The sequence below is a fragment of the Streptomyces sp. NPDC012466 genome (genome assembly GCF_042955215.1).
Classification (GTDB): domain Bacteria; phylum Actinomycetota; class Actinomycetes; order Streptomycetales; family Streptomycetaceae; genus Streptomyces.
Genome location: NZ_JBIBEQ010000007.1, coordinates 68,005 through 93,564, shown reverse-complemented (window position 1 = coordinate 93,564; position 25,560 = coordinate 68,005). Strand labels below are relative to the sequence as shown.

The window sequence follows — 25,560 nt, the reverse complement described above, 5'->3', positions numbered from 1 at the left end:
CCTTGTCCCGTCTAAGATGCGGCCCATGAGCTTTGGGCAGCAGGGGGGACCTCAGTCCCAGTGGGATCCCTGGAAACCACAATCGCAGCAGCCCTGGACCAGCGGGGGCGGCCATGCTCCGGACTGGGCGGCGCTCGCCGAGGCCTCCGAGGCCCGCAACAAGCGACGCCGGCTGCTGCTGATCGGCGGCGGCGCGTTCGCCACCGTCGCGATCGGCGCCGCTGTCGCGGTGGCCGTCGTCTCGGCGGGCGGCGACAACAAGGGCAACCCGACCTCCCTGCCGTCGGCCGACATCCCGAGCCAGTCCGCCTCGGCCCCGTCGTTCGCCCCGACCAGCGCCCCTCCCCCGCTGGACCCGAAGGACTTCATCGCCAGCGCGAAGAAGGACAAGGCCCCGCTCAGCCCGGCCACCCTCTTCCCGGGCACGCAGCTCACCATGGGCGAGACGGTCTACAAGAAGGGTCCCACGGCGGACACGAGGAACTGCGCCTCGGCGGCCGGAGGCACCCTCCCCAAAGCCGTCACCGCCAACGGCTGCACCCGCCTGATACGCGTGACGTACGTCAAGGACGGCATCGCGGTGACGGTCGGCGTGGCCGTCTTCGACACCGAGGCTCAGGCCGTCAAGGCCAAGGGGCAGACCGACAAGAGAAGCTTCGTCAAGTCGCTCTCCGGCGGCGGCGTCAAGCCCTTCTGCGAATCGGGCTTCTGCCGCACGACCAGCAACTCCTACGGCCGCTACGCCTACTTCACCAACGCCGGCTTCACCAACGGCAAGGACGTGACGCCCAAGGACACCGCGGTCTACAAGACCGGGGACGACCTGGGCCAGTTCACGTTCAACCAGATCCGCCGCCGCGGCGAAGCCCAGGCCTCGGCCGCGGCCGACGAGTGAGCGGACGTCAGCAGCAGCCGGCCGACGGCAACGACCGCTTGTTCCGCGCCTCCTTGCTGCGCGCGGCGAGCAGTTCGTCGGCCGGGTAGCCGACCTCCTCCAGCGTCAGGCCGTGCGGCCGTACGACGTGCACGGCCGAGTCGCGTACGCCGGCCGCCAGCACCTTCCCCGGCCAGTCGGCCGGCCGGTGTCCGTCGCCCACGAACAGCAGCGCCCCGATGAGCGAGCGCACCATGTTGTGGCAGAAGGCGTCGGCCCGCACGGTGGCCGTGATGATCCCGTCGTCGCCCCGCACCAGGCTCAGCTCCTGGAGCGTGCGGATGGTGGTGGCGCCCTCGCGCTTCTTGCAGTAGGCGGCGAAGTCGTGCTCGCCCAGCAGCCCCCGGGCGGCCTCGTTCATGGCCTCCACATCGAGGGGCCAGTCGTGCCACAGGACGTGGCCGCGCAGCAGCGGGTCGACGCCCCCGGGGTTGTCGGTGACCCGGTACGCGTAGCGCCTCCAGATCGCCGAGAAGCGGGCGTTGAAGCCACTGGGCGCCTCCCTGAGGGCCCAGACGCGTACGTCCCGGGGCAGCCGCCCGGCGAGCCGCTTGAGCAGCTTCTGGTGGTGCTCGGCCCACACCTCACGCGGCAGATCGACATGGGCGACCTGCCCCCGCGCATGCACGCCGGCATCGGTGCGCCCCGCGACGGTCAGCTCGTACGTCTCCCGTGACCGCGTCACGGTCCGCAGGGCGTCCTCGATCTCCCCCTGCACGGTCCGCCGTCCCCCGGCCTGCTTGGCCCACCCGGAGAACTCGCTCCCGTCGTACGACAGGTCGAGCCGGACACGAACGTGGCCAGGTGCTGCTTCATCACTCACGAACAGATCCTCTCAAGACACAAAAGCGGGCCCGCTCCTGGAAAGGAACGAGCCCGCCAACGCCCTAAAGGGGCGCGGGGAACCGCGCGACGAGCGACAACCAACCCGCAGCCGCCGACGAACGGTCCCCGGCGGACGCTTAGGCGTCCTTGGACTCCTCGGCGGCGTCCTCGGCCTTGGTCGTGTCGACCTGAGCCTCAGTGGCCTCGGCGTCCTTCGCGGCACGCTTCGTCGCGGCCTCGGCCTCGCCCGTCGCCTCCTGCGCCACCGTCAGCGCCTCGACCAGCTCGATGACAGCCATGGGCGCGTTGTCGCCACGGCGGTTACCGATCTTGGTGATGCGGGTGTAGCCACCCGGACGGTTCTCGTAGCGCGGGCCGATCTCGGTGAAGAGCGTGTGCACGATGCTCTTGTCCGTGATGACCTGGAGCACCTGACGGCGGTTGTGAAGGTCGCCCTTCTTCGCCTTGGTGACCAGACGCTCGGCGTACGGCCGCAGCTTGCGGGCCTTCGCCTCGGTGGTGGTGATACGACCGTGCTCGAAGAGCGACTTCGCGAGGTTCGCGAGGAGGAGCTTCTCGTGCGCGGCGCTGCCGCCCATACGGGCACCCTTGGTGGGCTTCGGCATGGTGTTTCTCCTAGGTGTCTGCCCCGGCCGTATCAGGTACCGGGGTCAGTATCCGAGCAGGCGGTCGCCTGTCGGAGATCCGGGCAGGCCCCGAAGGGCTGCCCGGAAGGGGCGCGGGGAACTGTGCGACAAGCCACAGCGCACCCGCACCCGAGCATGGACCCGAGGGCCCGAGCTCTCAGTACTGCTCGGTCTCCACGAAACCGGCGTCCGCGTCGTCGTCCGCGCCGAAGGCGTCCGCGGCGGCGGTCGGGTCGAATCCGGGCGGGCTGTCCTTCAGGGCCAGGCCCATGCCGGCCAGCTTCGCCTTGACCTCGTCGATCGACTTCGCACCGAAGTTGCGGATGTCGAGCAGGTCCGCCTCGGAACGGGCGACGAGCTCACCCACGGAGTGGATGCCCTCGCGCTTGAGGCAGTTGTACGACCGAACGGTGAGCTCCAGCTCCTCGATCGGCAGGGCCAGATCGGCGGCCAGGGCGGCGTCCGTGGGCGACGGGCCCATGTCGATGCCCTCGGCGTCGATGTTCAGCTCACGGGCCAGACCGAACAGCTCGACCAGGGTCTTGCCGGCGGACGCCATGGCGTCACGCGGACGCATCGCCTGCTTGGTCTCGACGTCGACGATCAGCTTGTCGAAGTCGGTCCGCTGCTCGACACGCGTGGCCTCGACCTTGTACGTGACCTTCAGAACCGGCGAGTAGATCGAGTCGACCGGGATCCGGCCGATCTCCTGGCCGACCTGCTTGTTCTGCACAGCGGAGACGTAACCGCGGCCACGCTCGACCGTCAGCTCCATCTCCAGCTTGCCCTTGCCGTTGAGCGTGGCCAGGACCAGGTCGGGGTTGTGCACCTCGACACCGGCCGGGGGCGCGATGTCGGCGGCGGTGACCAGACCCGGACCCTGCTTGCGCAGGTACATCACGACCGGCTCGTCGTGCTCCGAGGAGACGACCAGCTGCTTGATGTTGAGGATCAGGTCGGTGACGTCCTCCTTGACGCCCGGCACGGTGGTGAACTCGTGCAGGACACCGTCGATACGGATGGACGTGACCGCCGCACCCGGGATCGAGGACAGGAGCGTACGACGCAGGGAGTTGCCGAGGGTGTAACCGAAGCCCGGCTCCAGCGGCTCGATCACGAACCGGGAGCGGAACTCGTCGACGACCTCTTCGGTCAAAGAGGGACGCTGAGCGATCAGCATGTGTGGATCAGATCCTTCAGTCGTGGGCGCCCGCTATTTGACACCCGACGTGAGCCGTCCCCGGCACAAAAGGGACGGGTACTGCAAGGGTACGGGCGATACGGCCCCTTTACGGAGCCGTACCGCCCGAAAACCGTGAACCCGAAGGCGTCGCGTCAGACGCGGCGGCGCTTCGGCGGGCGGCAGCCGTTGTGCGGGGTCGGCGTGACGTCCTGGATCGAGCCGACCTCGAGGCCGGTCGCCTGGAGGGAGCGGATCGCGGTCTCACGACCGGAGCCCGGGCCCTTGACGAAGACGTCGACCTTGCGCATGCCGTGCTCCTGCGCGCGGCGGGCGGCCGACTCGGCGGCCATCTGCGCGGCGAAGGGGGTGGACTTGCGCGAGCCCTTGAAGCCGACGTGGCCGGCGGAGGCCCAGGAGATCACGTTGCCCGAGGGGTCCGTGATCGAGACGATGGTGTTGTTGAACGTGCTCTTGATGTGCGCGTGGCCGTGAGCGACGTTCTTCTTTTCCTTGCGGCGCACCTTCTTGGCAGCGCCCTGACGACCCTTGGGGGGCATCTATTACTCCTACGGGAGGTGGTCGGTCCTACAGCGAAGACCGTGGACAGGCGTCCGCTGTGGACTACTTCTTGCCCGGCTTCTTCTTGCCGGCGATGGCGCGACGCGGTCCCTTGCGGGTACGAGCGTTGGTGCTGGTGCGCTGACCGCGGACGGGCAGGCCACGACGGTGACGCAGACCCTGGTAGGTACCGATCTCGACCTTGCGGCGGATGTCGGCCTGGATCTCGCGACGGAGGTCACCCTCGGTCTTGATGTTGTTGTCGACGTACTCGCGGATCGCGACCAGCTGCTCCTCGGAGAGGTCACGAACACGGGTGTTCGGGTCCACGCCGGTGGCGGCCAGCGTCTGCTGGGAGAGGGTCCGGCCGATGCCGAACACGTAGGTGAGGGCGATCTCCACGCGCTTTTCGCGCGGGATGTCAACACCGGAAACGCGTGCCATTCAATGGCTCCAGTTACTTGTCGGAGGTCTTCCGCAGAACCGACTCCCAGCCGCCGGCCTCTTCGCGCTGTTCAGAAAGACGCAGCCAAAGATTAGGTACGGACTGGGTCCCCAGCCTCCGAACCGGGGGTGTCAGGCGAACGCTCGTTCCCCTGGGTCCTGCGTATGAACATATTCAGCTTGCGTCGCGCGAAACCCTGCGATGAATGCAGAGGGATCGGTCGTGCGTCAGCCCTGGCGCTGCTTGTGGCGCGGGTTGTCGCAGATGACCATGACCCGGCCGTGACGGCGGATCACCCTGCACTTGTCGCAGATCTTCTTGACGCTCGGCTTGACCTTCATGTTGAGGTTCTCCGGGTCAGTGCCGGCAGTCCCGCCGCACGCGGCGGCGGGGCACAGGCAAGATCTACTTGTAGCGGTAGACGATCCGGCCACGCGTCAGGTCGTACGGAGACAGCTCCACCACGACCCGGTCGTCAGGGAGGATGCGGATGTAGTGCATGCGCATCTTGCCGCTGATGTGTGCCAGGACCTGGTGGCCGTTCTGGAGCTCGACCTTGAACATGGCGTTCGGAAGAGACTCGACGACAGTGCCCTCGATCTCGATGGCACCTTGCTTCTTGGCCACGCTTCGCCCTTCGAATCGACTACCTTGATCGACTCTGTGCTGGCGCATGCAGGCATGCGGGTACACAAGAGCCGACGAGTCAGTCTACGACAGGGCCCCCGGAAACACGAATCGAGAGAGTCTGCCCCAGCGGGCTGGGCTTTAAGCGCCCCGGCAGGGGCGCGGGGAAGTGCGCGAAGAACCACGGACCCGCAGCCGCCGGACGACTCGACCGTCCACCCCGGAGGGCGCGGCGCTCAGCCCAGCGGATCGGGCGCGGCGACGATCCCCAGCTCGGCGAGCTTCGCCTTGCCCCCGTCGGGAGACGTCAGCACCAGCGGGCCCTGCTCCGTCAGCGCGACGGAGTGCTCCCAGTGGGAGGACCAGGTGCCGTCCGTCGTGATGACGGTCCAGTCGTCCTGGAGGACCTCCGTCTTGGGCGTCCCCAGGGACACCATCGGCTCGATCGCGAGGCAGAAGCCGGGCACCAGCTTCGGGCCCTTGCCGCGCCGCCGGTCGACGTAGTTCAGCAGGTGCGGGTCCATGTGCATCTCGGTGCCGATGCCGTGGCCGCCGTAGTCCTCGATGATCCCGTACTTGCCGCCGCCGGGCTTGGGCTGGCGGCGGATGTAGGTCTCGATGGCCCGGGAGATGTCCACCAGGCGGTTGCCCTGCTTCATGGCCGCGATGCCGGCCCACATCGACTCCTCGGTCACCCGGGAGAGCTCGACGAGCTCCGGAGCGTGACCGGAGCCGACGAAGGCCGTGAAGGCCGCGTCGCCGTGCCAGCCGTCGATGATCGCGCCGCAGTCGATGGAGATGACGTCCCCGTCCTTGAGGACGACGTCGTCGGAGGGGATGCCGTGGACGACGACCTCGTTGACCGAGGTGCAGATGGTCGCGGGGAAGCCGCCGTAGCCGAGGAAGTTCGGCTTGGCGTTGTGCTCGGCGAGCACCTTGCGCGCGACCTGGTCCAGATCCTTCGTCGTGGCCCCGGGCACGGCGGCCTCACGGGTCGCCGCGTGAATGGCTGCGACCACCAGCCCCGCCTCACGCATCTTGGCGATCTGCTCGGGGGTCTTGATCTGCACCATGGGAGCTACGGCCTTTCTGGACCTTCGGCGACTGCGGACGCCTTCAACGATACGGGGCCGTGCACCCGACCCCGCCCACACAGCAGCCGCGGCCCCCCGAGGGGAACCGCGGCCGTAGCTGCGTACGGACGACTACTTGTCGTCCTCGCCACGCTTGAGCGCCTCCATGGCGCGCGTCGTGACGTCCTCCACCTTGCCGAGCGCCGAGATCGTGACCACCAGGCCCTGGGCCTTGTAGTAGTCGATGATCGGCTCGGTCTGGGTGTGGTAGACCTCCAGCCGCGTGCGGACCGTCTCCTCGGAGTCGTCGTCCCGCTGGTACAGCTCGCCGCCGCAGACGTCGCAGACGCCGTCCTTGGCCGGCTGCTTGTACGTCACGTGGAAGACGTGCGAGGAGTCGTTGCGGCAGATGCGGCGGCCGGCGATCCGCTTGACGACCTCGTCCTCGGGGACCTCCAGGTCCAGCACCGCGTCGAGCTGCATGCTCTCGGTCTCGAGCAGCTCGTCGAGCGCCTCGGCCTGCGACACGTTGCGGGGGAAGCCGTCCAGCAGGAAACCGTTCTCGGCGTCCGGCTGCTCCATACGGTCCTTCGCCATGGCGATGGTGACCTCGTCGGGCACCAGGTTGCCCGCGTCCATGTAGGACTTCGCCAGTTTGCCGAGTTCCGTCTGCCGGCTGATGTTGGCCCGGAACAGGTCGCCCGTGGAGATGTGCGGGATCGACAGGTTCTTGGCCAGGAACGCGGCCTGCGTTCCCTTACCGGCGCCCGGCGGCCCGACGAGGACGATACGCATCAGCGGAGGAACCCTTCGTAATTGCGCTGCTGGAGCTGGCTCTCGATCTGCTTCACCGTCTCGAGACCGACACCCACGATGATCAGGATGCTGGTCCCGCCGAACGGGAAGTTCTGGTTTGCCCCGAAACCAGCCAACGCCATCGTCGGCACGAGAGCGATCAGTCCCAAGTACAGCGAACCCGGCCAGGTGATCCGGTTGAGTACGTAGCTCAGGTACTCAGCGGTCGGCCTGCCAGCCCGGATGCCCGGGATGAAGCCACCATACTTCTTCATGTTGTCGGCGACTTCCTCGGGGTTGAACGAGATCGCCACGTAGAAGAACGCGAAGAAAACGATCAGCACGAAGTACGTGGCGATGTAATACGGGTGGTCGCCCTTGACGAAGTGTTGCTCGATCCAGGTCTTCCAGCCCGAGGTGCCTCCGGCGAACTGAGCGATCAGCGCCGGGATGTAGAGCAGCGACGAGGCGAAGATGACAGGGATCACACCCGCCTGGTTCACCTTCAACGGGATGTACGTGGACGTACCGCCGTAGGAACGGCGGCCGATCATGCGCTTGGCGTACTGCACCGGGATACGGCGCTGGGCCTGCTCGACGAAGACCACCAGGCCGACCATGACGAAGCCGACCAGGATGACCGTGCCGAACTCGATCCAGCCACCGGCCAGGGAGCCCCCCTGCTTGATGGCCCACAGCGCGGACGGGAAGGTGGCGGCGATCGAGATGAACATCAGGATCGACATGCCGTTGCCGATGCCGCGGTCGGTGATCAGCTCACCGAGCCACATCACGGCCGCCGTACCGGCGGTCATCGTGATGACCATGGTGATGGTGACGAAGATCGACTGGTCCGGGACGATCTGACTGGCCACCGGGCAGTTCTGGAACAGAGCGCCGCTGCGGGCGGTGGCGACGAGGCCGGTGCCCTGAAGGATGGCGAGGGCGATCGTCAGGTAACGGGTGTACTGCGTGATCTTCGCCGTACCGGCCTGGCCCTCCTTCTTCAGGGCTTCCAGACGCGGGATCACCACGGTCAGCAACTGCAGAATGATGCTCGCCGTGATGTACGGCATGATGCCCAGCGCGAAGATCGTGATCTGCAGCAGCGCGCCGCCACTGAACATGTTGACCAGGCCGAAGAGGCCCTGGTTGGCCTGAGCATTGTCGATACAGGTCTGGACGTTCCGGTAGTCGACGCCTGGGATCGGGACGTGTGTACCGACCCGGTAGATCACGATGATGCCGAGCGTGAAGAGCAGCTTCTTGCGCAGGTCGGGCGTCTTGAACGCCCGGGCGAACGCGGTGAGCACGGTGCCTCCTGCGACCCCCGCGCAACTGCGTCAAGGGTGACGGTCTTGAGGTTCGACGAATAGGTAACGGTCAACTGCCGCTCAGAGTGCCCGAAGTGAAGCACCCTGTGAAAAGAGGGCAGTGCAGGCCACCTTACCGGCGAGACTGCCGCCCTAGGAACGACCAACCGGGGATACCCCATATGTGGGGTATCCCCGGTCGGGATCGCTCAGGTCATCGAGACGCCTGTGGTGTTCAGACGAGCTCGGTGACGGAACCGCCGGCGGCGGTGATCTTCTCCTTGGCGGAGCCGGAGACGGCGTCGACCGTCACCTGCAGCGCCACGGAGATCTCGCCCTGGCCGAGGACCTTGACGAGGCTGTTCTTGCGAACGGCACCCTTGGCCACCAGACCCTCGACGGTGACCTCGCCACCCTCGGGGTAGAGCGCGGCGAGCTTGTCGAGGTTCACGACCTGGAACTCGGTCTTGAACGGGTTCTTGAAGCCCTTCAGCTTCGGGAGGCGCATGTGGAGGGGCATCTGCCCACCCTCGAAGCGCTCCGGAACCTGGTAACGGGCCTTCGTGCCCTTGGTACCACGACCGGCCGTCTTACCCTTCGACGCCTCACCACGACCCACACGGGTCTTGGCGGTCTTGGCGCCCGGGGCGGGACGGAGGTTGTGGATCTTGAGCGGGTTGTTCTCCGCCATGATCAGTCGACCTCCTCGACCGTCACGAGGTGGCGGACGGTGTGCACCATGCCGCGGAACTCGGGGCGGTCCTCCTTGACGACCTGCGTGTTGATGCCCTTGAGACCAAGGGAACGCAGGGTGTCACGGTGGTTCTGCTTGCTGCCGATGTACGACTTCGTCTGCGTGATCTTGAGCTGAGCCATTACGCAGCACCAGCCCCGGCACGCGCACGCAGCAGAGCCGCGGGAGCGACGTCCTCGAGCGGCAGACCACGGCGGGCCGCGATCTCCTCGGGACGCTGCAGACCCTTCAGGGCCTCCACGGTCGCGTGCACGATGTTGATCGCGTTCGACGAGCCGAGCGACTTCGACAGGATGTCGTGCACACCGGCGCACTCGAGCACGGCACGCACCGGACCACCGGCGATAACGCCGGTACCGGGGGAAGCAGGCTTGAGCAGGACGACGCCCGCGGCCTTCTCGCCCGTGATCGGGTGCGGGATGGTGCCCTGGATGCGGGGGACCTTGAAGAAGTGCTTCTTGGCCTCCTCAACACCCTTGGCGATGGCGGCCGGCACCTCCTTGGCCTTGCCGTATCCGACACCCACGGTGCCGTCACCGTCGCCCACCACGACCAGCGCGGTGAAGCTGAAGCGACGACCACCCTTCACAACCTTGGCGACGCGGTTGATCGCGACGACGCGCTCAACGTACGCGGTCTTCTCGGCGGCAGCAGCGCCGCCGTCACGGCCCTTCCGGTCCCGCCGCTCGCCGCCACCGGCACCGCCACCGCGGCGCTGGGGTCCAGCCATTGGAATTACCTCTCTCTGTTTCCGCTAGCTACGGAACCGACTCAGAACTTGAGTCCGGCCTCGCGGGCGGCGTCCGCCAGGGCGGCGATGCGCCCCGCGTACTGGTTACCACCACGGTCGAACACGACGGCCTCGACACCGGCGGCCTTGGCGCGCTCGGCGACCAGGGCGCCGACCTGCTTGGCCTGCGCGGACTTGTCGCCCTCGCCACCGCGGATCGAGGTGTCCAGGGTGGACGCCGACGCAAGGGTGTGACCCTTGATGTCGTCGATCACCTGGGCCACGATGTGGCGGTTCGAGCGGGTAACGACCAGACGCGGACGCTCCGCCGTACCGTTGATGTGCTTACGGATCCGGATGTGGCGGCGCTTGATCGCGGCGCGCTTGTAGGCGTCGCCCTTAAGGATCTTCTGTCCGTATGCCATGGCTTACTTACCCGCCTTTCCGACCTTGCGGCGGATGACTTCGCCCTCGTACTTGACGCCCTTGGCCTTGTACGGGTCGGGCTTGCGCAGCTTGCGGATGTTGGCCGCAACCTCGCCGACCTTCTGCTTGTCGATGCCCTCGACCGAGAAACGGGTCGGGGACTCCACCTTGAAGGTGATGCCCTCGGGGGCCTCGACCAGGATCGGGTGGCTGTAGCCGAGGGAGAACTCCAGGTTGGAGCCCTTCGCCACGACACGGTAACCGACACCGCTGATTTCGAGCTTCTTGACGTATCCCTGGGTCACACCGGTGATCATGTTCGCCACCAGCGTGCGGGACAGGCCGTGCAGGGCCTTGCTCTGCCGCTCGTCGTTGGGCCGCAGCACCTGAAGGGTGCCGTCCTCGGCCTTGGCGATGTCGATCGGCGCGATGACGGTGTGGGTCAGTTCGCCCTTGGGGCCCTTGACCGCGACCGTACGGCCGTCGATGGTGACGTCCACGCCGGCGGGAACCGGGATGGGGAGCTTGCCGATACGCGACATTGCTGTCTCTCCTCCGTTCCCGAATTACCAGACGTAGGCGAGGACTTCCCCACCCACGCCCTTCTTCTGCGCCTGCTTGTCGGTCAGGAGCCCGTGCGACGTGGAGATGATGGCCACGCCCAGGCCGCCCAGAACCTTCGGCAGGTTGGTGGACTTCGCGTACACCCGGAGACCGGGCTTGGAGATCCGCTTGATGCCCGCGATGGAGCGCTCACGGTTGGGGCCGAACTTCAGCTCCAGGACGAGGTTCTTGCCGACCTCGGCGTCCTCGACCTTCCAGCCCGTGATGAAGCCCTCCTGCTGGAGGATCTCCGCGATGTGCGACTTGATCTTGGACGCCGGCATCGTCACAGAGTCGTGGTACGCCGAGTTCGCGTTCCGCAGACGCGTCAGCATGTCTGCGATCGGATCAGTCATGGTCATGAATTGGCCTGTGGCCTCTCTCGCCGGGGTTTCCTGGTGCGCCATCCCTCTCCCCGATCCGAGACGGGACGGGTGCGGCGCGGTGGACCTACGGCGTAGTAAGTCGTAAGGGCGGCGGCAGACGCCCAACCCCACAAGCCTAAGGCATGTGGGCTGGGCGTCCTGCCGCCCCAGATGCTTACCGAGAGCCCTGCAAATCCCTTATTTGGGGGATTACCAGGAGCTCTTGGTCACGCCCGGCAGCTCGCCACGGTGAGCCATCTCACGAAGGCACACGCGGCACAGGCCGAACTTGCGGTACACGGAGTGCGGGCGGCCGCAGCGCTGGCAGCGGGTGTAGCCACGCACACCGAACTTGGGCTTGCGAGCAGCCTTAGCGATCAGAGCCTTCTTCGCCATCTCGCTCACGCCTCCTTGAAGGGGAAGCCGAGGTGACGAAGGAGCGCGCGGCCCTCAGCGTCGTTGGTCGCCGTGGTCACCACGGTGATGTCCATACCCCGGGTGCGGTCGATCTTGTCCTGGTCGATCTCGTGGAACATGACCTGCTCCGTGAGACCGAAGGTGTAGTTGCCACGGCCGTCGAACTGCTTGGGGGACAGGCCGCGGAAGTCGCGGATGCGCGGCAGCGCGAGCGACAGGGTGCGGTCCAGGAACTCCCACATGCGGTCACCACGGAGCGTGACGTGGGCACCGATCGGCTGGCCCTCACGCAGCTTGAACTGCGCGATGGACTTGCGGGCCTTGGTGACGGCCGGCTTCTGACCGGTGATCGTGGTGAGGTCGCGGATGGCGCCCTCGATCAGCTTGGAGTCGCGGGCGGCGTCGCCCACACCCATGTTGACCACGATCTTGACGAGACCGGGGATCTGCATGACGTTCTCGTACTTGAACTCGTCACGCAGCTTGCCCGTGATCTCCTCACGGTACTTCTGCTTCAGACGCGGGCTGGTGGTGGTCGTCATCAGATGTCCTCACCCGTCCGCTTGGCAACGCGGATCTTGTTGCCTTCGTCGTCGAAGCGGTAACCGACGCGGGTCACGACCTTGTTGCCGTCCTTCTCCACGACCAGCTGGACGTTGGAGACGTGGATCGGCGCCTCGGTGGTGACGATGCCGCCGGCCTGCGAACCGCGAGCCGTCGGACCGGCCTTGGTGTGCTTCTTGACCCGGTTGACACCCTCGACCAGGACGCGGTCCTCGCGGGGGAAGGCCGCGATGACCTTGCCCTGCTTGCCCTTGTCCTTACCGGTGATGACCTGAACCAGGTCGCCCTTCTTGATCTTCATGCTCACAGCACCTCCGGCGCGAGGGAGATGATCTTCATGAACTTCTTCTCGCGCAGCTCCCGGCCGACCGGGCCGAAGATACGGGTGCCACGAGGGTCGCCGTCGTTCTTGAGAATGACGGCGGCGTTCTCGTCGAAGCGGATGTACGAGCCGTCCGGACGGCGGCGCTCCTTGACGGTGCGAACGATGACCGCCTTGATGACGTCACCCTTCTTCACGTTGCCGCCGGGGATCGCGTCCTTGACGGTGGCGACGATGACGTCACCGATACCCGCGTAGCGGCGACCGGAGCCGCCGAGCACACGGATGCAAAGGATCTCCTTCGCACCAGTGTTGTCGGCGACACGCAGTCGCGACTCCTGCTGGATCACGTCTATCTCCTGATTGTCTGCCGGTTCCCGGGGCGGGCTGCGAAACGTGCACACCCGCCCCGAGCCTGGCGGAACGATGCCTAGGGGGTCCCCCTAGGAGGGATTACTTGGCCTTCTCGAGGATCTCGACGACGCGCCAGCGCTTGGTCGCGGACAGCGGCCGGGTCTCCATGAGGAGGACGCGGTCGCCGACACCCGCGGCGTTCTGCTCGTCGTGGGCCTTGAGCTTGCTCGTACGGCGGATGACCTTGCCGTACAGCGCGTGCTTGACGCGGTCCTCGACGGCGACGACGACGGTCTTGTCCATCTTGTCGCTGACGACCAGGCCTTCGCGGGTCTTGCGGAAACCGCGGTCCGTCTTGGTCTCTTCAGTCACGTTGCTCTCGCTCATCAGGCGCTCTCCACCGTCTCGATGCCCAGCTCGCGCTCACGCATCAGGGTGTAGATCCGCGCGATGTCCTTGCGGACGGCCTTGAGCCGACCGTGGTTCTCGAGCTGACCCGTCGCCGCCTGGAAGCGGAGGTTGAACAGCTCTTCCTTGGCTTCGCGGAGCTTCGCGAGAAGCTCCTCGTTGCCCAGTTCGCGCAGCTCAGACGCCTTGGTACCGGCCGACATCACGCTTCACCTGCCTCGCGCTTGACGATCTTGCACTTCATCGGCAGCTTGTGAGCCGCACGGGTCAGGGCCTCGCGCGCGATCTTCTCGTTGGGGTACGACAGCTCGAACATCACACGTCCGGGCTTGACGTTGGCGATCCACCACTCAGGAGAACCCTTACCGGAACCCATGCGGGTCTCGGCGGGCTTCTTGGTGAGGGGGCGGTCCGGGTAGATGTTGATCCAGACCTTGCCGCCACGCTTGATGTGGCGGGTCATCGCGATACGAGCCGCCTCGATCTGGCGGTTCGTCACGTAGGCCGGGGTCAGCGCCTGGATGCCGTACTCGCCGAACGCAACCTGCGTGCCACCCTTGGACATGCCGTTGCGCTTGGGGTGGTGCTGCTTGCGGTGCTTGACCCTACGGGGGATCAGCATGACGGTCAGGCCTCCGTTCCGGTGCTCTCAGCCGGAGCGGCGGCGGGAGCCTCGGCCTTGGGGGCCTCGGCGCCGGCAGCCTGCTGCGGCTTACGACCGCGCCCGCCACGCTCGCCACCGCGGCCACCACGGGCCGGGCGGTCGGCGCCACCACGGGCCGGGCGGTTGCCCGCACGGGCCGCAGCGTTCTCGGCGCGGACCTCGGCGATGTTCTTGACGTCGCCCTTGTAGATCCAGACCTTCACGCCGATGCGGCCGAAGGTCGTCTTGGCCTCGAAGAAGCCGTAGTCCACGTTCGCGCGGAGCGTGTGCAGGGGCACGCGGCCCTCGCGGTAGAACTCCGAGCGGGACATCTCGGCGCCACCGAGGCGGCCACCGCACTGGATCTTGATGCCCTTGGCGCCGGCCTTCATCGCCGACTGCATGCTCTTACGCATGGCACGGCGGAAGGAGACGCGGGAGGAGAGCTGCTCGGCGACGGCCTGGGCAACCAGCTGAGCGTCGGTCTCGGGGTTCTTGACCTCGAGGATGTTCAGCTGGACCTGCTTGCCCGTGAGCTTCTCGAGGTCACCGCGGATGCGGTCGGCCTCGGCGCCACGGCGGCCGATGACGATGCCCGGACGAGCGGTGTGGATGTCCACACGCACACGGTCACGGGTGCGCTCGATCTCGACCTTGGAGATGCCGGCGCGCTCCATGCCGGACGTCATCATCCGACGGATGGCGACGTCTTCCTTGACGTAGTCCTTGTACAGCTTGTCGGCGTACCAACGCGACTTGAAGTCGGTCGTGACACCGAGCCGGAACCCGTGCGGGTTTACCTTCTGGCCCATTACCGGGTTCCTTCCTTGCTGCTGACGACCACGGTGATGTGGCTGGTCCGCTTGCGGATCCGGTAGGCACGGCCCTGGGCCCGCGGACGGAACCGCTTCAGGGTCGGGCCCTCGTCGACGTACGCCTCGGAGATGTAGAGGCTGTCGACATCGGTGTGGTCGTAGTTGTGCGCGGCGTTGGCGATGGCGCTGTCCAGCACCTTGCCGACCGGCACGCTCGCGGCCTGCGGGGCGAAACGCAGGACCGCCTGAGCCTCCGTGGCGTTGAGGCCACGGATGAGGTCCACCACGCGGCGGGCCTTCATGGGCGTGACGCGGATGTACCGCGCCTGGGCCCTGGCTTCCATGGTTGTCCTTCCAGTGTCTGTCATGGTCATTCCACCCCGCGCTTAGCGGCGCTTCGACTTCCGGTCGTCCTTGACGTGACCCCGGAAGGTGCGGGTCGGCGAGAACTCGCCGAGCTTGTGGCCGACCATCGACTCGGTGACGAACACCGGAATGTGGGTCTTGCCGTTGTGCACCGCGAGCGTGTGGCCGAGCATGGCCGGCACGATCATCGAGCGACGGGACCAGGTCTTGATGACGTTCTTGGTGCCGGCTTCGTTCTGGGCGTCCACCTTCTTGATCAGGTGGTCGTCGACGAAGGGCCCCTTCTTCAAGCTACGAGGCATCTCAACCCGTCCTTAGCGCTTCTTGTTCGTCTTGCGGCGGCGGACGATGTACTTGTTCGACGCCTTCTTGGGCGAACGAGTACGGCCTTCCTTCTTGCCCCACGGGGACACCGGGTGACGACCACCCGAGGTACGGCCCTCGCCACCACCGTGCGGGTGGTCCACCGGGTTCATGACCACACCACGCACGGTCGGGCGAACGCCCAGCCAGCGCTTACGGCCCGCCTTACCCCAGTTGATGTTGCTCTGTTCGGCGTTGCCCACCTCGCCGACGGTGGCGCGGCAGCGCACGTCGACCAGGCGGATCTCACCGGACGGCATGCGCAGGTGGGCCATGGAGCCCTCCTTCGCGAGCAGCTGCACGGAGGCGCCGGCGGAGCGGGCGAACTTCGCGCCGCCGCCCGGACGCAGCTCGATGGCGTGCAGCGTGGTACCGACCGGGATGTTGCGCAGGGCAAGGTTGTTGCCCGGCTTGATGTCGGCCCCGGGACCGTTCTCGACGCGGTCACCCTGCTGCAGGTTGCGCGGGGCGAGGATGTAGCGCTTCTCGCCGTCGGCGTAGTGCAGCAGCGCGATGCGCGCGGTGCGGTTGGGGTCGTACTCGATGTGCGCGACCTTCGCCGGCACGCCGTCCTTGTCGTGACGACGGAAGTCGATCACGCGGTAGGCGCGCTTGTGGCCACCACCCTGGTGGCGGACGGTCACACGACCGGAGTTGTTACGGCCACCCTTGCTGTGCAGGGGGCGGACCAACGACTTCTCCGGCGTGGACCGCGTGACCTCGACGAAGTCGGCGACGCTCGAGCCACGACGGCCCGGCGTAGTCGGCTTGTACTTGCGGATTCCCATTTCTCAGTCCTCGTCCGATATCGGACGATCCGGACCGCCCTCAGGCGGTCGGACCGCCGAAGATGTCGATACGGTCGCCCTCAGCGAGGGTCACGATCGCGCGCTTGGTGGACGCGCGCTGGCCGAAGCCCGTGCGGGTCCGCTTGCGCTTGCCCTGGCGGTTGATCGTGTTGACCCCGGTGACCTTGACCGAGAAGACCGACTGCACGGCCTGCTTGATCTGGGTCTTGTTGGCGTTCGGGGCGACGATGAACGTGTACTTGCCCTCGTCGAGGAGCGCGTAGCTCTTCTCGGAGACGACCGGCTTGAGCAGCACGTCACGGGGGTCCGTGAAGGACTTGCTCAGCGGGGTCTCGACGGTGTTCTTGCCCTCGGCGGCGTGGCGGCGCGCCTTGGCGACGCGCGCGGCCTTGGCCTTCTTCGCCGCCTTGGAGGCGATAGCGGGGTGACGGATAGCCATCAGACCTCGCTCCCTTCGGTGTCATTGGCCTTCGGGCCGGACACGAAGGACTCGAAGGCGGCCTTGGTGAAGACCACGTCGTCCGAGACGAGAACGTCGTACGTGTTCAGCTGGCCCGGCTCCAGGATGTGGACCTGGGGCAGGTTGCGGGCGGACAGCCACGCGGCCTCGTCGGCGCGGTCGATGACCAGGAGCAGGTTCTTGCGCTCCGAGATCTTGCCGAACAGCGTCCGAGCGGCCTTCGTCGACGGGTTCTCACCCTCGACGACGCCGGAGACGACGTGGATGCGGTTGTGGCGGGCCCGGTCGGTGAGGGCGTGACGCAGCGCGGCAGCCTTCATCTTCTTGGGCGTCCGCTGCGAGTAGTCACGCGGCACGGGACCGTGCACGACGCCACCACCGGCGAACTGCGGCGCGCGGGTCGAACCCTGACGGGCGCGACCGGTGCCCTTCTGGCGGTACGGCTTCTTGCCACCGCCGCGGACCTCGCCACGAGTCTTGGTCTTGTGCGTGCCCTGACGGGCCGCGGCCAGCTGCGCGACGACGACCTGGTGGATCAGCGGGATGCTGACCTTCTCGACGTCGAAGATCTCCGCGGGGAGCTCGACGGAACCGGCCTTGTCGCCCGCCGGCGAAAGGATGTCAACAGTGCTCATTACCTCAGGCCCCCTTGGCCGCGGTGCGGACCAGGACGAGGCCGCCGTTCGGACCGGGAACCGCGCCCTTGATGAGCAGCAGACCCTTCTCCGCGTCAACGGCGTGGACGGTCAGGTTCTGGGTGGTGACCCGCTCGTTGCCCATGCGACCCGCCATGCGGAGGCCCTTGAACACACGGCCCGGGGTGGCGCAGCCACCGATGGAACCGGGGGAGCGGTGCTTGCGCTGGGTGCCGTGTCCGGCGCCGAGGCCCTTGAAGTTGTGACGCTTCATGACACCGGCGAAGCCCTTGCCCTTGCTCTTGCCGGTCACGTCGACCTTGATGCCGGCCTCGAACACCTCAGCGGTGATCTCCTGGCCGAGGGTGTACTCGCTGGCGTCAGCGGTACGGATCTCGACGAGGTGGCGGCGGGGAGTGACGTCGGCCTTGGCGAAGTGGCCCTTGAGGGGCTTGTTCACCTTGCGCGGGTCGATCTCGCCGAACGCGATCTGGACGGACTCGTAGCCGTCGGTGTCGTTCGTACGGACCTGGGTGACGACGTTGGGGCCGGCCTTGACGACGGTGACCGGAACAACACGGTTGTTCGCGTCCCACACCTGCGTCATGCCGAGCTTCTCGCCCAGGATGCCCTTGATCTGCTTAGCCATCGTTCAGATCACCGGCCTCAGAGCTTGATCTCGATGTCGACACCGGCCGGGAGGTCGAGTCGCATCAGAGAGTCAACGGTCTTGGGGGTCGGGTCGAGGATGTCGATCAGGCGCTTGTGCGTGCGCATCTCGAAGTGCTCGCGCGAGTCCTTGTACTTGTGCGGCGACTTGATGACGCAGTACACGTTCTTCTCAGTGGGCAGCGGCACCGGGCCTGCGACCGACGCACCAGTGCGCGTCACCGTCTCGACGATCTTCTTCGCCGAAGAGTCGATGACCTCGTGGTCGTAGGCCTTGAGCCGGATGCGGATCTTCTGTCCCGCCATGGCTACTAGTAGTCCTGTCTCTCGTAACGCTCTGGAACCCGGCGTTCCAGCCCTTCTCTCCGACCCACGCGGTCGGGCGTGTCGCTCTTCCGCTGACACGGATGTCCCTTGTCCGAACATCCCTGCAGGGATTGCGCACGGCCCTTCCGGAACCGCGGACCGGGACCTAGAAGGCCACCGGGTGCCTGGCCGGTGCCGCACTGACACTTCCCGGAAGATTCCCGTACGTCCGCCCCAGCGCTGCCGTGGTGGCAGTTAGGGCGACGAGTACTGTGGGACTCGCTTCCGGTCCCCCCGGCGGGAGGCGCGCAGCATCAACACTCGACCGAGCAACTCCGACAGTCTGCCATATGGGGCAGGGTCGACGCCAATCGAGCCGAGGAGAATACCCCGGGGGTGATGTAGGTCAAACACAAGGCCGGACCGCCCCGGGCCCCTCCCCCTGAAGAACCCGCTCCAGCTCTGCGTCGTAGGCCCGATAGCCGGCCTTCCCCCAGTCGGGTGCGTCGGACGCCGGGCGGAGGATGGCGGGGAGGTGGGCGACGCGCCACATGCGCTGGACTTCGGCGGGGGTGGTCCGAGCGCGGCCCGGTTCGACGAGGCCGCATGCGGCACGGAGGATCTCCGCGATCCCGACGGCTCCCTCCCCCGACTCGGTGCCGGCAGCGAGGGCGGCGGTGACGAGGGCCTGAAGCAGCCGGGTCAGCTGAAGATCGGCGCCGATACGGCACATGCGCCGCACCAGCGCGGGCTCCTCCAGCCGCTCCAAAGGCTCGGGGAGGCCGGCGATCCCTTCGGACCACAGCAGCAGGGAGGCCGCGGGCACCTCGTGGTCCGCGAAGTAGCCGAGCTCGTCGGCGATGGCCATGACCGCATCAGGAAACCGGCCGAGCGCCCGGACGTCCTCCATGAGGCAGCGCAGGTCGTCCTGCCGGGGCGCGAGGAAGTCCCCCACGGAGACGTCGGCGAGCACCCCGGCCCCAGTAGCCCGGGCAGCGCCGATCTCCACGAGGCCGCCGAGGGCGGCGAAAACGGCTCGCGCCAAGGGCTCGGCTCGTGCCGCGGTGATCACCGGTCGATCAGTGGTGTCGCACACCGCGTCCTCCGTCCTCCGCCTTCTTCGACAGCGCGGACTGTCGAGCTGATCGTGATGGGGAGGCGCTACACCTTCGGCGATGGCACCGGTGCGAGCCGTCCGGCCAGGGCGTCGTCCGGCTGACAACGAGGGGTTCCCGAGTGCCTGTCGGTACCGAACGGCCGGGTCGGCCCACGCGGCGCCGCACTGCTTCGGTCGCCGGGGACCAGCCGCCCCGTGTGGCCGTCACGGCCGGGACTCGGCGGAACCGTCACTGCAGGACGACTCGCCGGGCATGCGACCAGTCCGCAGGGCAGACGAAGATCATGAGGCGGCCGTTGCGACCCACCACGATCGAGGTGGGGGTGTTCGCGTCCGTGTCCGCGACGTCACGATCCTCGATGGGGACCCAACTGCGGGTTCCCCTGTCCCACTCCCTGCTGTCGATGGTCAGGAGAAGGTCCATCGGCTGTCCGCACTGACACACCACGTCCTGCGGGCCTGTGGCGGGCCAAGACGCGAACCCGCCCACCTTCCAGCCGGGGGGGATCGAGAGGTCGAACTGGTAGCTGACCGCGTCCTCGTCCTCCCAGTCTTCCCACTCGTCCAGCCGGGCACGGACCGGGAGCGGCAGCAAATGCCCCCACTGATGCTCGCCCACCTGTTCGGGATGCAGTACACAGGGATCCGGCACATACCCCGCACGCCCGACGACCACTGGTTCTGGCTGGTCGGTCAGGAGTTCGGTGACGTCTGCGGCCCTGCGCCAGAACAGGTGGACCGCGACGTTGCGTTCCTGCCCGTGCGCGTTGAACGGGCACCAGAAGATTTGGAGCAGGTCCGCGTCGCCGGGGAGGGCGAGACCCGGCACGTCACGCGTATAGAGCTGAGCGACCGGCATGAGCGGGATGGGATCCGTGTCCGTCAGCCATGGCGCGTGCTTCCCCCGACGGAAGGAACGGAGAAGCTCGTACTCCTCCTCCGTCGGTCCGGCAGCAAGAAGCTCCCGAGCCTGACGGACTTCACTGAGGCGCTCGCCGAACCTTCGCTTGTGCGGCTCGGTGCACTGCGGCCACGGCTCATCCGCCGGCCACAGAAACGGACCGCCCACGGAACTCTCCTCCGCCGTCGGTGTTCCCCGCCTCGGATGCAATCGCGTACTGACCTGACGGTATTCGGACAGCTCGGGAATGACTTGTTCGATATCCACGGGGCGCTCGGGAGTGGTGCGCGTCATGGTGCTCCTCGTCGTAGACACAGGGCATGGAATGGGAAGGCGTTGGGAGCCGTCACGGTCTTCATGCCGTTCTCACGCCTGCGGCGGGGTTGTCCAGCCAACCACTCAGCGAGAATCCCTTATTGCCGAACGCCTCGAATTCCAGCCGTATCGGAACCGGGTTCGTTCCCTCGTAGACGGGTGTCACGTCATACTGGATTATCTCATCCTTCATGGCCGCGGCCGCAGTGGGTTCCTCGAACATCTCATACATGTGCGGATGGTTGGTAGGATTCTGTGTCAGCGTCACGAGGTTGTGTGGCGCGTCGGGCCCCTTGCCCGCACCGCCCAGACTGTTCGCCAAGAGGTGTCCACGCCCCTCGTTGAACAGTGTTCCGTGCCCTCGCCAGCCCTTTGTCCACATGCTTCCTGCCTCCGTGCCCTGTTGGATCACCATTTCCTTACGGATACAGGCTGATATACCGGTCGGGCGACCGAGATGGTCCGTTCCCTTGTAACGGACGCTGCCTCCCCACGCGTAGCGATCCGGCCTGTTGGCGTACCGAGGAGCAAGCCCCAGGGGGTCGCACCCCTGCAGCGGGTTGGCGACGTAGACAGCCGGATTCGGGGCAGGTTCGAGTCCCAGCGGATCGGGGCTGAAGTATCGAGCCGTCTCCGGGTCGTAGTAACGCTGGAAGTTGTAATGCAGACCGGATTCAGGATCGAAGTACTGCCCCGGAAACCGCAATGGCGTATAAGCGGAGGCATCCTGGTTCCAAGCCGTAGTTCCCCACAGGGTCGCGCGCGCCTTCCACGCCAGTTCCCCGTATTCATCGACAAGTTCAGTCGGTGTTCCGACGAGATCGGTGACGATAGCGAAGAAACGGGAATCGACCTCTTCCCGGGAAATGGAATCCACCCGCCGATCCGTCTGCGCGACCGGATGGAGTCCGTCGTACTCCCATGTCGTCACGACAGGACGGGGCAGGTCCGGCCCGGTGAGCTCTTGCTCGGCCAGATACGCCCCGTCCCAGGTGAAACGGACCTCTTCGACCACTGTCGCGTGGTCGGCATCGAGGCGCTCCTTGGCCGTCCGCCGGCCGAGGGGGTCGTATCGATAGCGCCACAACGTACCGTCCGGCGTGGTGACGGAAGTAAGCCGGTCCTCTGCGTCCCAGGTGTAGTGCCACACCTCGGCCTTGCGGGAGAGCCTGGTCTTCCGGCGCGTTACGACACGACCGGCCGCGTCGTAGAGGTATCGGACCGAACCCGCCTGTACGAGTCTGTTGCCTTGGTACTGGCGGTCTCCTCGCGCATCGGCGCGGGGATGCCGGTCGGGCCATCCCGCGTATGTCTGGTTGCCGTTGGCGTCGTAGGCATACTTCTCGCGCCACCCACGTGCCTCGACACCGGTGACCCGTCCCGCCGGATCCAGTTCGAAGCGACGCAGGCCGCCCGCTCCCTCGTCAACGGCGACCAGGTGACCGTCCGTGCGGTAGCTGTACTTGCGCCGCAGCAGGGTGCCGGCTGAGGCGGTGACCTCTTGTTCCGCGACCCGGCCCGCGCCGTCCCATTTCCGAGACAGCTGCAACCCCGCGGGAGAGAGCGACCGGGACAGCTCACGACCGGCCGTGTCGTACGAGAAGCGCAGAGTGCGACCCGAGCTGCTCATCTCGGACAGTTGGCCGATCTCGTCATATGCGTACGACGTGACCGCGCCGCCCGGCGTGACCCGCCGGGTGGGGCGGCCCAGCCGATCGTAGGTCCGCCGCAGCACCCGACCGTCAACCATCTCAGAGACGGCACGGCCGGCGACGTCTCGCTCATAGGAGATTTCACTGAACGGATTTGCCAGGCGCAGGACGCGGCTCATCGCATCGCGTTCGTAGCGCGTTGTTGTGCCATCGACTGTCTTGGCCACAGTGCAGTCGAGTACGTCGTACTGGTATTCGACCCGCTGTCCCTCCGCGTTCTGCCTGGCTATGAGTCGTCCCGCCAGGTCGTAGACATAGTCGACCCGGCGTCCGTCGAAGTCGGTCTCCGCTGTCAACCGCCCTGCCGGGTCATACTCGTAATGCCAGGTCAGGCCTTGCGGGTTGACAACCTTGGTCAGTTGCAGCGTCGGGCTGTGCTCGAATACGTACCGACCGCCATCGGGGCGGGTCTCGGCTGCCAGCACGTCGAAGTGCGTGTACTCGTAGCGAGTTGTGCGGCCCTCACTGTCCCGGTGACTCAGGCAGTTTCCCTCGCCGTCGTAGGTCCACGACTCCTCGCTCCCCTGCGGACCCTGTCGGCGCAACAGGTGCCCCTCGACCGACCACCACAGGTTCGTCTCACAACCCGTGGGATCCACCACCGTGCGCAGTCGTCCGAAAGCGTCGTACCGGTACCTCGTGATCGCGCCCCGCGGGTCGATCACCTCCACGGGCAACCCTGCCTGGTTGTTTCGAACGTGCAGGGTGTTGCCCAGAACATCCATCGCAGACACCAGGTGGCCCGTGGCGTCGTAGCCGAAGGTCATCGTGGCGCCCGACTCGTCCGTCACGAGCGTGCGGTTGCCGCGCTCGTCATAGTCGTGACGGATCGTGGTCCCGTCCTCCTGCCGAATCAGGACGGGCAGATGGAGGGCGTTGTACTCGGCGACGGTTTCCAGGCCGTCCGGCCGGATGACGCGGGTGGGCAGTCCGAAGTCGTCGTTGACCATGTGGGTTCGGTTGCCGAGGGGGTCGACGCGTGCCGTCACATGGCGGGAGTCGTCGTATTCCACACGCGTCACAGCGCCGTTCGGGTCGATCTCCGCAACGATGAGACACGCGTCGCTGACGACGTACTTGGAAACGTGCCCTTCGCCCGTCATGGCTGTGGTGACATGCATCCCCGGGAAAGCCGGGTCCGTCCCCTCGTAGGCAAGCGACAGCGTGTAATGGCCAGCCACACCGCCCTCGGCGATGCAGCGGTCCTCCTCGTCATACGTGTAGCTGTAACGACTGCCATTCGAGTCGGTCCAGGAGACGACACGCAGTCTGGCGTCGTACTCGAAGCGCAACTGCAGGCCCAACGGGCCATGCACCTCCGTGAGGTTTCCGTCCGTGTAGACGTACCGTCTGATCAGAACGTCGTCGCCGTTCTCGGCTCCACCCACGAGGTACATGGCCGTGACTCGGTCGTCGTCCGTGGCAAACCGGAGGTGGTATCCGCCGGAAGAACGGATCGCCGACGGTGCGCCTGCCTCGTCATAGGAGAACTCGACGCGCCGCCTGTTGCGATCGGTCAGCGCAACCAACCGGGCGGAGCCGTCGCTGCCTGGCCGCCCGAAACGCAGTTCCAGACCGGAGTACGGATCTGTCACCTGGTACCCACCGTCGTCGAGACGAGTGAGAGGGAGCTGCGGTCCCACCTCCGGCAGCACCGATTCGTCGCCGACAGGGTGCGGGTACGAGAGCAGTTGACCATCGTCAGTGACAAAGATGACGCCCTGTGTGTCGATTTCAAGGCGTTGGTCGACGGTAGACGTCCATGACGGACCGAACCACCAGCCGGCCCGATAGTCGGACTGCACGCGACGCTGGAATACCAGAGGCAGCGCCCCAGGAAGTTCCACGTCCGTCTGAGGCAGGAACATCATGCCGGTAGCCATGTCGATCGGATCGCTCAGGCCCTTGCGAATCCTCGACTGCATTCGGGCGAACGCGTCCTTGGACCGTCCAAGCATGCTGCGGGCGCTCTTGCCCAAGCCCCTTACCCCCTGGGCCATCCCTTTGAGCCCTGTCTTGCCCAAGGCCTTCATCCCCTTGGCCAGTCCGCCGAGGGTGGTCAGGCCCTTCATGCCCGGTATGCAGTCCAGCGCGGCCAGCCCCACATCCCATAGGGACGCCTGCCCCTTGGAGTATTTGTAGAGCGTGTCCGCGAGCACCACCGCGGCCGCGATCAGCACGATCGCGCCCAGGATCGGCCCGCCGATGATCATCGCGACGATCCCGACGACAGTGACGACGACCTTGCACACCGCGACGATGGTGTCCCAGTTGTCGGTGAACCAGTCGCCGACCTCCTCCCACCAGGACCGGTTCTGAATACCCGCATCGGAGGCCTCGTCGATCTTCGACTTGGCCTCGCGGGCGGCCTCGTCGCGCATCTTGCGCGCGTCCTCGGCCATCTTCTTGGCGGCAGCCAGCGCGTCCTGCGCGTCGGAAACGTCCGACTGGGCCTTGGACTGGGCCGACTTGGCGTGCTGCACGTCCCGGGTCGCGGCCCGCACCTTGGCCTCGTCAGGCTTGTCGGCGTCGGACTTGCTGCCGGTCGGGTCGTCCTTGTACTTGTCGGCCTCCTTGCCGGCCCGCGTCACCCACGAGTCGGCCGACGCCAGGCGGGACTGGGCCGAGGAGAGGCTGTCCCGGGCCTCACGCCCCTTGCGCAGGGCCTTGTCCGCCAGCGACTGGGCCCGCTCCAGCTTCGGCCAGAAGTCCGCCAGCGCGTCACCGCACATCTCATAGGACTTCTTCAGCTTCTTGAGGTTCTTCGGGACATCCGCGAAGTCCTCCTTGAACACGTCCGCGGACTTGCCCGCCCACTCCAGAAGCGTGCCCTCACCCGCCATGCCCTTGACCAGACGCAGCGCGTCGGAGACGTCGTCGGCGAAGTCGTGCAGGTGCTTCGCGAGTGTGCGCACGCGTTGCGGGTCGCCAGGCGTCGGGTCCTTGTCCAGATCCAGGACGTGCCAGTCCGAAGGCCTGTGCCCCGCCATACCGCAACCCCCGTCACGTGCACATCTACCACAACACCCGTATGCACACGTGAACTTACAAGGCACAATCGTTCGACGGAAAGGCGGGTCCCGGGGGTGAACTGCGGAGACCGGCG

The 25,560-nt window shown here is 66.5% G+C and carries 35 protein-coding genes; 1 reads left to right on the top strand and 34 read right to left on the bottom strand.

Annotation, left to right across the window (positions count from 1 at the left end; translation table 11 throughout):
• Positions 1–25: 25 nt before the first annotated feature.
• Positions 26–895: a hypothetical protein gene (locus ACFY9E_RS25305; protein ID WP_390987738.1), complete on the top strand. Its 870-nt coding sequence runs from the start codon at positions 26–28 to the stop codon at positions 893–895.
• Positions 896–902: 7 nt separating this feature from the next.
• Here the strand turns inward: ACFY9E_RS25305 and truA are convergent, their stop codons facing one another.
• From truA to ACFY9E_RS25135, 34 genes are all read right to left on the bottom strand, one after another.
• A complete protein-coding gene (gene truA / locus ACFY9E_RS25300; RefSeq protein ID WP_390987736.1) occupies positions 903–1,757 on the bottom strand; it encodes a tRNA pseudouridine(38-40) synthase TruA in 855 nt (284 codons plus the stop codon).
• 139 nt (positions 1,758–1,896) lie between these two features.
• A complete protein-coding gene (gene rplQ, locus ACFY9E_RS25295) occupies positions 1,897–2,385 on the bottom strand; it encodes a 50S ribosomal protein L17 (protein WP_390987734.1) in 489 nt (162 codons plus the stop codon).
• A 178-nt stretch (positions 2,386–2,563) separates the two neighbouring features.
• Positions 2,564–3,586 (bottom strand): DNA-directed RNA polymerase subunit alpha, encoded by a 1,023-nt coding sequence (locus ACFY9E_RS25290; RefSeq protein WP_003966937.1) that lies wholly within the window; start codon positions 3,584–3,586, stop codon positions 2,564–2,566.
• A gap of 155 nt (positions 3,587–3,741) precedes the next feature.
• A complete protein-coding gene (gene rpsK, locus ACFY9E_RS25285) occupies positions 3,742–4,146 on the bottom strand; it encodes a 30S ribosomal protein S11 (RefSeq protein WP_003956432.1) in 405 nt (134 codons plus the stop codon).
• A gap of 64 nt (positions 4,147–4,210) precedes the next feature.
• On the bottom strand, positions 4,211–4,591 hold the full coding sequence (gene rpsM / locus ACFY9E_RS25280) for a 30S ribosomal protein S13 (protein WP_004984507.1): 381 nt from the start codon (positions 4,589–4,591) through the stop codon (positions 4,211–4,213).
• Positions 4,592–4,819: 228 nt separating this feature from the next.
• A complete protein-coding gene (gene rpmJ, locus ACFY9E_RS25275) occupies positions 4,820–4,933 on the bottom strand; it encodes a 50S ribosomal protein L36 (RefSeq protein ID WP_003974245.1) in 114 nt (37 codons plus the stop codon).
• A gap of 64 nt (positions 4,934–4,997) precedes the next feature.
• Positions 4,998–5,219, bottom strand: a complete 222-nt coding sequence (infA, locus tag ACFY9E_RS25270) for a translation initiation factor IF-1 (protein ID WP_003948620.1) — start codon at positions 5,217–5,219, stop codon at positions 4,998–5,000.
• A gap of 236 nt (positions 5,220–5,455) precedes the next feature.
• Positions 5,456–6,292, bottom strand: a complete 837-nt coding sequence (gene map, locus ACFY9E_RS25265; RefSeq protein WP_390987729.1) for a type I methionyl aminopeptidase — start codon at positions 6,290–6,292, stop codon at positions 5,456–5,458.
• Between the two features lie 132 nt (positions 6,293–6,424).
• Positions 6,425–7,087: an adenylate kinase gene (locus tag ACFY9E_RS25260; protein ID WP_266455466.1), complete on the bottom strand. Its 663-nt coding sequence runs from the start codon at positions 7,085–7,087 to the stop codon at positions 6,425–6,427.
• Positions 7,087–8,400 carry a preprotein translocase subunit SecY gene (gene secY, locus ACFY9E_RS25255; protein ID WP_390987727.1) on the bottom strand — a complete coding sequence of 438 codons (1,314 nt, stop codon included), beginning with the start codon at positions 8,398–8,400 and terminating at the stop codon, positions 7,087–7,089. Before secY ends, ACFY9E_RS25260 begins: the two co-directional genes overlap by 1 nt.
• A 235-nt stretch (positions 8,401–8,635) precedes the next feature.
• Positions 8,636–9,091, bottom strand: coding sequence for a 50S ribosomal protein L15 (gene rplO / locus ACFY9E_RS25250; protein WP_031141307.1), 456 nt, complete (start codon positions 9,089–9,091; stop codon positions 8,636–8,638).
• Positions 9,092–9,093: 2 nt separating this feature from the next.
• Entirely contained in the window at positions 9,094–9,276 is a 183-nt protein-coding gene (gene rpmD, locus ACFY9E_RS25245) for a 50S ribosomal protein L30 (RefSeq protein WP_005481207.1), read from the bottom strand.
• Entirely contained in the window at positions 9,276–9,884 is a 609-nt protein-coding gene (rpsE, locus tag ACFY9E_RS25240; RefSeq protein ID WP_013001409.1) for a 30S ribosomal protein S5, read from the bottom strand. The genes rpmD and rpsE overlap by 1 nt, the downstream gene beginning before the upstream one ends.
• A 41-nt stretch (positions 9,885–9,925) precedes the next feature.
• Positions 9,926–10,309: a 50S ribosomal protein L18 gene (gene rplR / locus ACFY9E_RS25235; protein WP_007494754.1), complete on the bottom strand. Its 384-nt coding sequence runs from the start codon at positions 10,307–10,309 to the stop codon at positions 9,926–9,928.
• A gap of 3 nt (positions 10,310–10,312) precedes the next feature.
• The gene (rplF, locus tag ACFY9E_RS25230) at positions 10,313–10,852 is read right to left on the bottom strand and encodes a 50S ribosomal protein L6 (protein WP_003992368.1); all 540 of its coding nucleotides are present in this window, start codon (positions 10,850–10,852) and stop codon (positions 10,313–10,315) included.
• Positions 10,853–10,876: 24 nt separating this feature from the next.
• Entirely contained in the window at positions 10,877–11,275 is a 399-nt protein-coding gene (rpsH, locus tag ACFY9E_RS25225) for a 30S ribosomal protein S8 (protein ID WP_030839654.1), read from the bottom strand.
• 213 nt (positions 11,276–11,488) lie between these two features.
• Positions 11,489–11,674 carry a type Z 30S ribosomal protein S14 gene (locus ACFY9E_RS25220; RefSeq protein ID WP_003948630.1) on the bottom strand — a complete coding sequence of 62 codons (186 nt, stop codon included), beginning with the start codon at positions 11,672–11,674 and terminating at the stop codon, positions 11,489–11,491.
• A gap of 5 nt (positions 11,675–11,679) precedes the next feature.
• Positions 11,680–12,237: a 50S ribosomal protein L5 gene (rplE, locus tag ACFY9E_RS25215; protein WP_030839657.1), complete on the bottom strand. Its 558-nt coding sequence runs from the start codon at positions 12,235–12,237 to the stop codon at positions 11,680–11,682.
• The gene (gene rplX, locus ACFY9E_RS25210) at positions 12,237–12,560 is read right to left on the bottom strand and encodes a 50S ribosomal protein L24 (RefSeq protein ID WP_003992365.1); all 324 of its coding nucleotides are present in this window, start codon (positions 12,558–12,560) and stop codon (positions 12,237–12,239) included. The genes rplE and rplX overlap by 1 nt, the downstream gene beginning before the upstream one ends.
• A gap of 2 nt (positions 12,561–12,562) precedes the next feature.
• Positions 12,563–12,931 (bottom strand): 50S ribosomal protein L14, encoded by a 369-nt coding sequence (gene rplN, locus ACFY9E_RS25205; RefSeq protein ID WP_003992364.1) that lies wholly within the window; start codon positions 12,929–12,931, stop codon positions 12,563–12,565.
• A 103-nt stretch (positions 12,932–13,034) separates the two neighbouring features.
• A complete protein-coding gene (gene rpsQ / locus ACFY9E_RS25200; protein WP_030839660.1) occupies positions 13,035–13,322 on the bottom strand; it encodes a 30S ribosomal protein S17 in 288 nt (95 codons plus the stop codon).
• Positions 13,322–13,546, bottom strand: coding sequence for a 50S ribosomal protein L29 (gene rpmC / locus ACFY9E_RS25195; RefSeq protein ID WP_003974259.1), 225 nt, complete (start codon positions 13,544–13,546; stop codon positions 13,322–13,324). The genes rpsQ and rpmC overlap by 1 nt, the downstream gene beginning before the upstream one ends.
• Positions 13,546–13,965 (bottom strand): 50S ribosomal protein L16, encoded by a 420-nt coding sequence (gene rplP, locus ACFY9E_RS25190; RefSeq protein WP_003992362.1) that lies wholly within the window; start codon positions 13,963–13,965, stop codon positions 13,546–13,548. Before rplP ends, rpmC begins: the two co-directional genes overlap by 1 nt.
• Positions 13,966–13,970: 5 nt before the next feature.
• Positions 13,971–14,798, bottom strand: coding sequence for a 30S ribosomal protein S3 (gene rpsC, locus ACFY9E_RS25185; RefSeq protein WP_030839666.1), 828 nt, complete (start codon positions 14,796–14,798; stop codon positions 13,971–13,973).
• Complete coding sequence (gene rplV, locus ACFY9E_RS25180) at positions 14,798–15,145, bottom strand: 50S ribosomal protein L22 (protein WP_010036727.1); 348 nt, start codon at positions 15,143–15,145, stop codon at positions 14,798–14,800. The genes rpsC and rplV overlap by 1 nt, the downstream gene beginning before the upstream one ends.
• Positions 15,146–15,187: 42 nt before the next feature.
• Positions 15,188–15,469, bottom strand: a complete 282-nt coding sequence (rpsS, locus tag ACFY9E_RS25175; protein ID WP_003992359.1) for a 30S ribosomal protein S19 — start codon at positions 15,467–15,469, stop codon at positions 15,188–15,190.
• 12 nt (positions 15,470–15,481) lie between these two features.
• Positions 15,482–16,318 carry a 50S ribosomal protein L2 gene (gene rplB, locus ACFY9E_RS25170; RefSeq protein ID WP_145867745.1) on the bottom strand — a complete coding sequence of 279 codons (837 nt, stop codon included), beginning with the start codon at positions 16,316–16,318 and terminating at the stop codon, positions 15,482–15,484.
• Between the two features lie 40 nt (positions 16,319–16,358).
• Entirely contained in the window at positions 16,359–16,778 is a 420-nt protein-coding gene (gene rplW / locus ACFY9E_RS25165; protein ID WP_283973837.1) for a 50S ribosomal protein L23, read from the bottom strand.
• Positions 16,778–17,434: a 50S ribosomal protein L4 gene (gene rplD, locus ACFY9E_RS25160; RefSeq protein WP_390987719.1), complete on the bottom strand. Its 657-nt coding sequence runs from the start codon at positions 17,432–17,434 to the stop codon at positions 16,778–16,780. The genes rplW and rplD overlap by 1 nt, the downstream gene beginning before the upstream one ends.
• 4 nt (positions 17,435–17,438) lie before the next feature.
• Complete coding sequence (rplC, locus tag ACFY9E_RS25155) at positions 17,439–18,083, bottom strand: 50S ribosomal protein L3 (protein WP_102909540.1); 645 nt, start codon at positions 18,081–18,083, stop codon at positions 17,439–17,441.
• A 17-nt stretch (positions 18,084–18,100) separates the two neighbouring features.
• On the bottom strand, positions 18,101–18,409 hold the full coding sequence (gene rpsJ, locus ACFY9E_RS25150) for a 30S ribosomal protein S10 (protein ID WP_003948644.1): 309 nt from the start codon (positions 18,407–18,409) through the stop codon (positions 18,101–18,103).
• 406 nt (positions 18,410–18,815) lie between these two features.
• Positions 18,816–19,454, bottom strand: coding sequence for a hypothetical protein (locus ACFY9E_RS25145; RefSeq protein ID WP_390987716.1), 639 nt, complete (start codon positions 19,452–19,454; stop codon positions 18,816–18,818).
• A 301-nt stretch (positions 19,455–19,755) separates the two neighbouring features.
• Positions 19,756–20,721, bottom strand: a complete 966-nt coding sequence (locus ACFY9E_RS25140; RefSeq protein WP_390987714.1) for a hypothetical protein — start codon at positions 20,719–20,721, stop codon at positions 19,756–19,758.
• A gap of 61 nt (positions 20,722–20,782) precedes the next feature.
• A complete protein-coding gene (locus ACFY9E_RS25135) occupies positions 20,783–25,444 on the bottom strand; it encodes a DUF6531 domain-containing protein (RefSeq protein WP_390987713.1) in 4,662 nt (1,553 codons plus the stop codon).
• Positions 25,445–25,560: the final 116 nt, after the last annotated feature.

Coding starts and splice junctions, on each gene's coding strand:
- ACFY9E_RS25305 (WP_390987738.1), top strand. CDS start 26: ATGAGCTTTGGGCAGCAGGGGGGACCTCAGTCCCAGTGGGATCCCTGG.
- rplQ (WP_390987734.1), bottom strand. CDS start 2,385: ATGCCGAAGCCCACCAAGGGTGCCCGTATGGGCGGCAGCGCCGCGCAC.
- ACFY9E_RS25290 (WP_003966937.1), bottom strand. CDS start 3,586: ATGCTGATCGCTCAGCGTCCCTCTTTGACCGAAGAGGTCGTCGACGAG.
- rpsK (WP_003956432.1), bottom strand. CDS start 4,146: ATGCCCCCCAAGGGTCGTCAGGGCGCTGCCAAGAAGGTGCGCCGCAAG.
- rpsM (WP_004984507.1), bottom strand. CDS start 4,591: ATGGCACGCGTTTCCGGTGTTGACATCCCGCGCGAAAAGCGCGTGGAG.
- rpmJ (WP_003974245.1), bottom strand. CDS start 4,933: ATGAAGGTCAAGCCGAGCGTCAAGAAGATCTGCGACAAGTGCAGGGTG.
- map (WP_390987729.1), bottom strand. CDS start 6,292: ATGGTGCAGATCAAGACCCCCGAGCAGATCGCCAAGATGCGTGAGGCG.
- ACFY9E_RS25260 (WP_266455466.1), bottom strand. CDS start 7,087: ATGCGTATCGTCCTCGTCGGGCCGCCGGGCGCCGGTAAGGGAACGCAG.
- rplO (WP_031141307.1), bottom strand. CDS start 9,091: ATGGCGGAGAACAACCCGCTCAAGATCCACAACCTCCGTCCCGCCCCG.
- rpmD (WP_005481207.1), bottom strand. CDS start 9,276: ATGGCTCAGCTCAAGATCACGCAGACGAAGTCGTACATCGGCAGCAAG.
- rpsE (WP_013001409.1), bottom strand. CDS start 9,884: ATGGCTGGACCCCAGCGCCGCGGTGGCGGTGCCGGTGGCGGCGAGCGG.
- rplR (WP_007494754.1), bottom strand. CDS start 10,309: ATGGCATACGGACAGAAGATCCTTAAGGGCGACGCCTACAAGCGCGCC.
- rplF (WP_003992368.1), bottom strand. CDS start 10,852: ATGTCGCGTATCGGCAAGCTCCCCATCCCGGTTCCCGCCGGCGTGGAC.
- rpsH (WP_030839654.1), bottom strand. CDS start 11,275: ATGACCATGACTGATCCGATCGCAGACATGCTGACGCGTCTGCGGAAC.
- ACFY9E_RS25220 (WP_003948630.1), bottom strand. CDS start 11,674: ATGGCGAAGAAGGCTCTGATCGCTAAGGCTGCTCGCAAGCCCAAGTTC.
- rplE (WP_030839657.1), bottom strand. CDS start 12,237: ATGACGACCACCACCAGCCCGCGTCTGAAGCAGAAGTACCGTGAGGAG.
- rplX (WP_003992365.1), bottom strand. CDS start 12,560: ATGAAGATCAAGAAGGGCGACCTGGTTCAGGTCATCACCGGTAAGGAC.
- rpsQ (WP_030839660.1), bottom strand. CDS start 13,322: ATGAGCGAGAGCAACGTGACTGAAGAGACCAAGACGGACCGCGGTTTC.
- rpmC (WP_003974259.1), bottom strand. CDS start 13,546: ATGTCGGCCGGTACCAAGGCGTCTGAGCTGCGCGAACTGGGCAACGAG.
- rplP (WP_003992362.1), bottom strand. CDS start 13,965: ATGCTGATCCCCCGTAGGGTCAAGCACCGCAAGCAGCACCACCCCAAG.
- rpsC (WP_030839666.1), bottom strand. CDS start 14,798: ATGGGCCAGAAGGTAAACCCGCACGGGTTCCGGCTCGGTGTCACGACC.
- rplV (WP_010036727.1), bottom strand. CDS start 15,145: ATGGAAGCCAGGGCCCAGGCGCGGTACATCCGCGTCACGCCCATGAAG.
- rpsS (WP_003992359.1), bottom strand. CDS start 15,469: ATGCCTCGTAGCTTGAAGAAGGGGCCCTTCGTCGACGACCACCTGATC.
- rplB (WP_145867745.1), bottom strand. CDS start 16,318: ATGGGAATCCGCAAGTACAAGCCGACTACGCCGGGCCGTCGTGGCTCG.
- rplW (WP_283973837.1), bottom strand. CDS start 16,778: ATGGCTATCCGTCACCCCGCTATCGCCTCCAAGGCGGCGAAGAAGGCC.
- rplD (WP_390987719.1), bottom strand. CDS start 17,434: ATGAGCACTGTTGACATCCTTTCGCCGGCGGGCGACAAGGCCGGTTCC.
- rplC (WP_102909540.1), bottom strand. CDS start 18,083: ATGGCTAAGCAGATCAAGGGCATCCTGGGCGAGAAGCTCGGCATGACG.
- rpsJ (WP_003948644.1), bottom strand. CDS start 18,409: ATGGCGGGACAGAAGATCCGCATCCGGCTCAAGGCCTACGACCACGAG.
- ACFY9E_RS25140 (WP_390987714.1), bottom strand. CDS start 20,721: ATGACGCGCACCACTCCCGAGCGCCCCGTGGATATCGAACAAGTCATT.
- ACFY9E_RS25135 (WP_390987713.1), bottom strand. CDS start 25,444: ATGGCGGGGCACAGGCCTTCGGACTGGCACGTCCTGGATCTGGACAAG.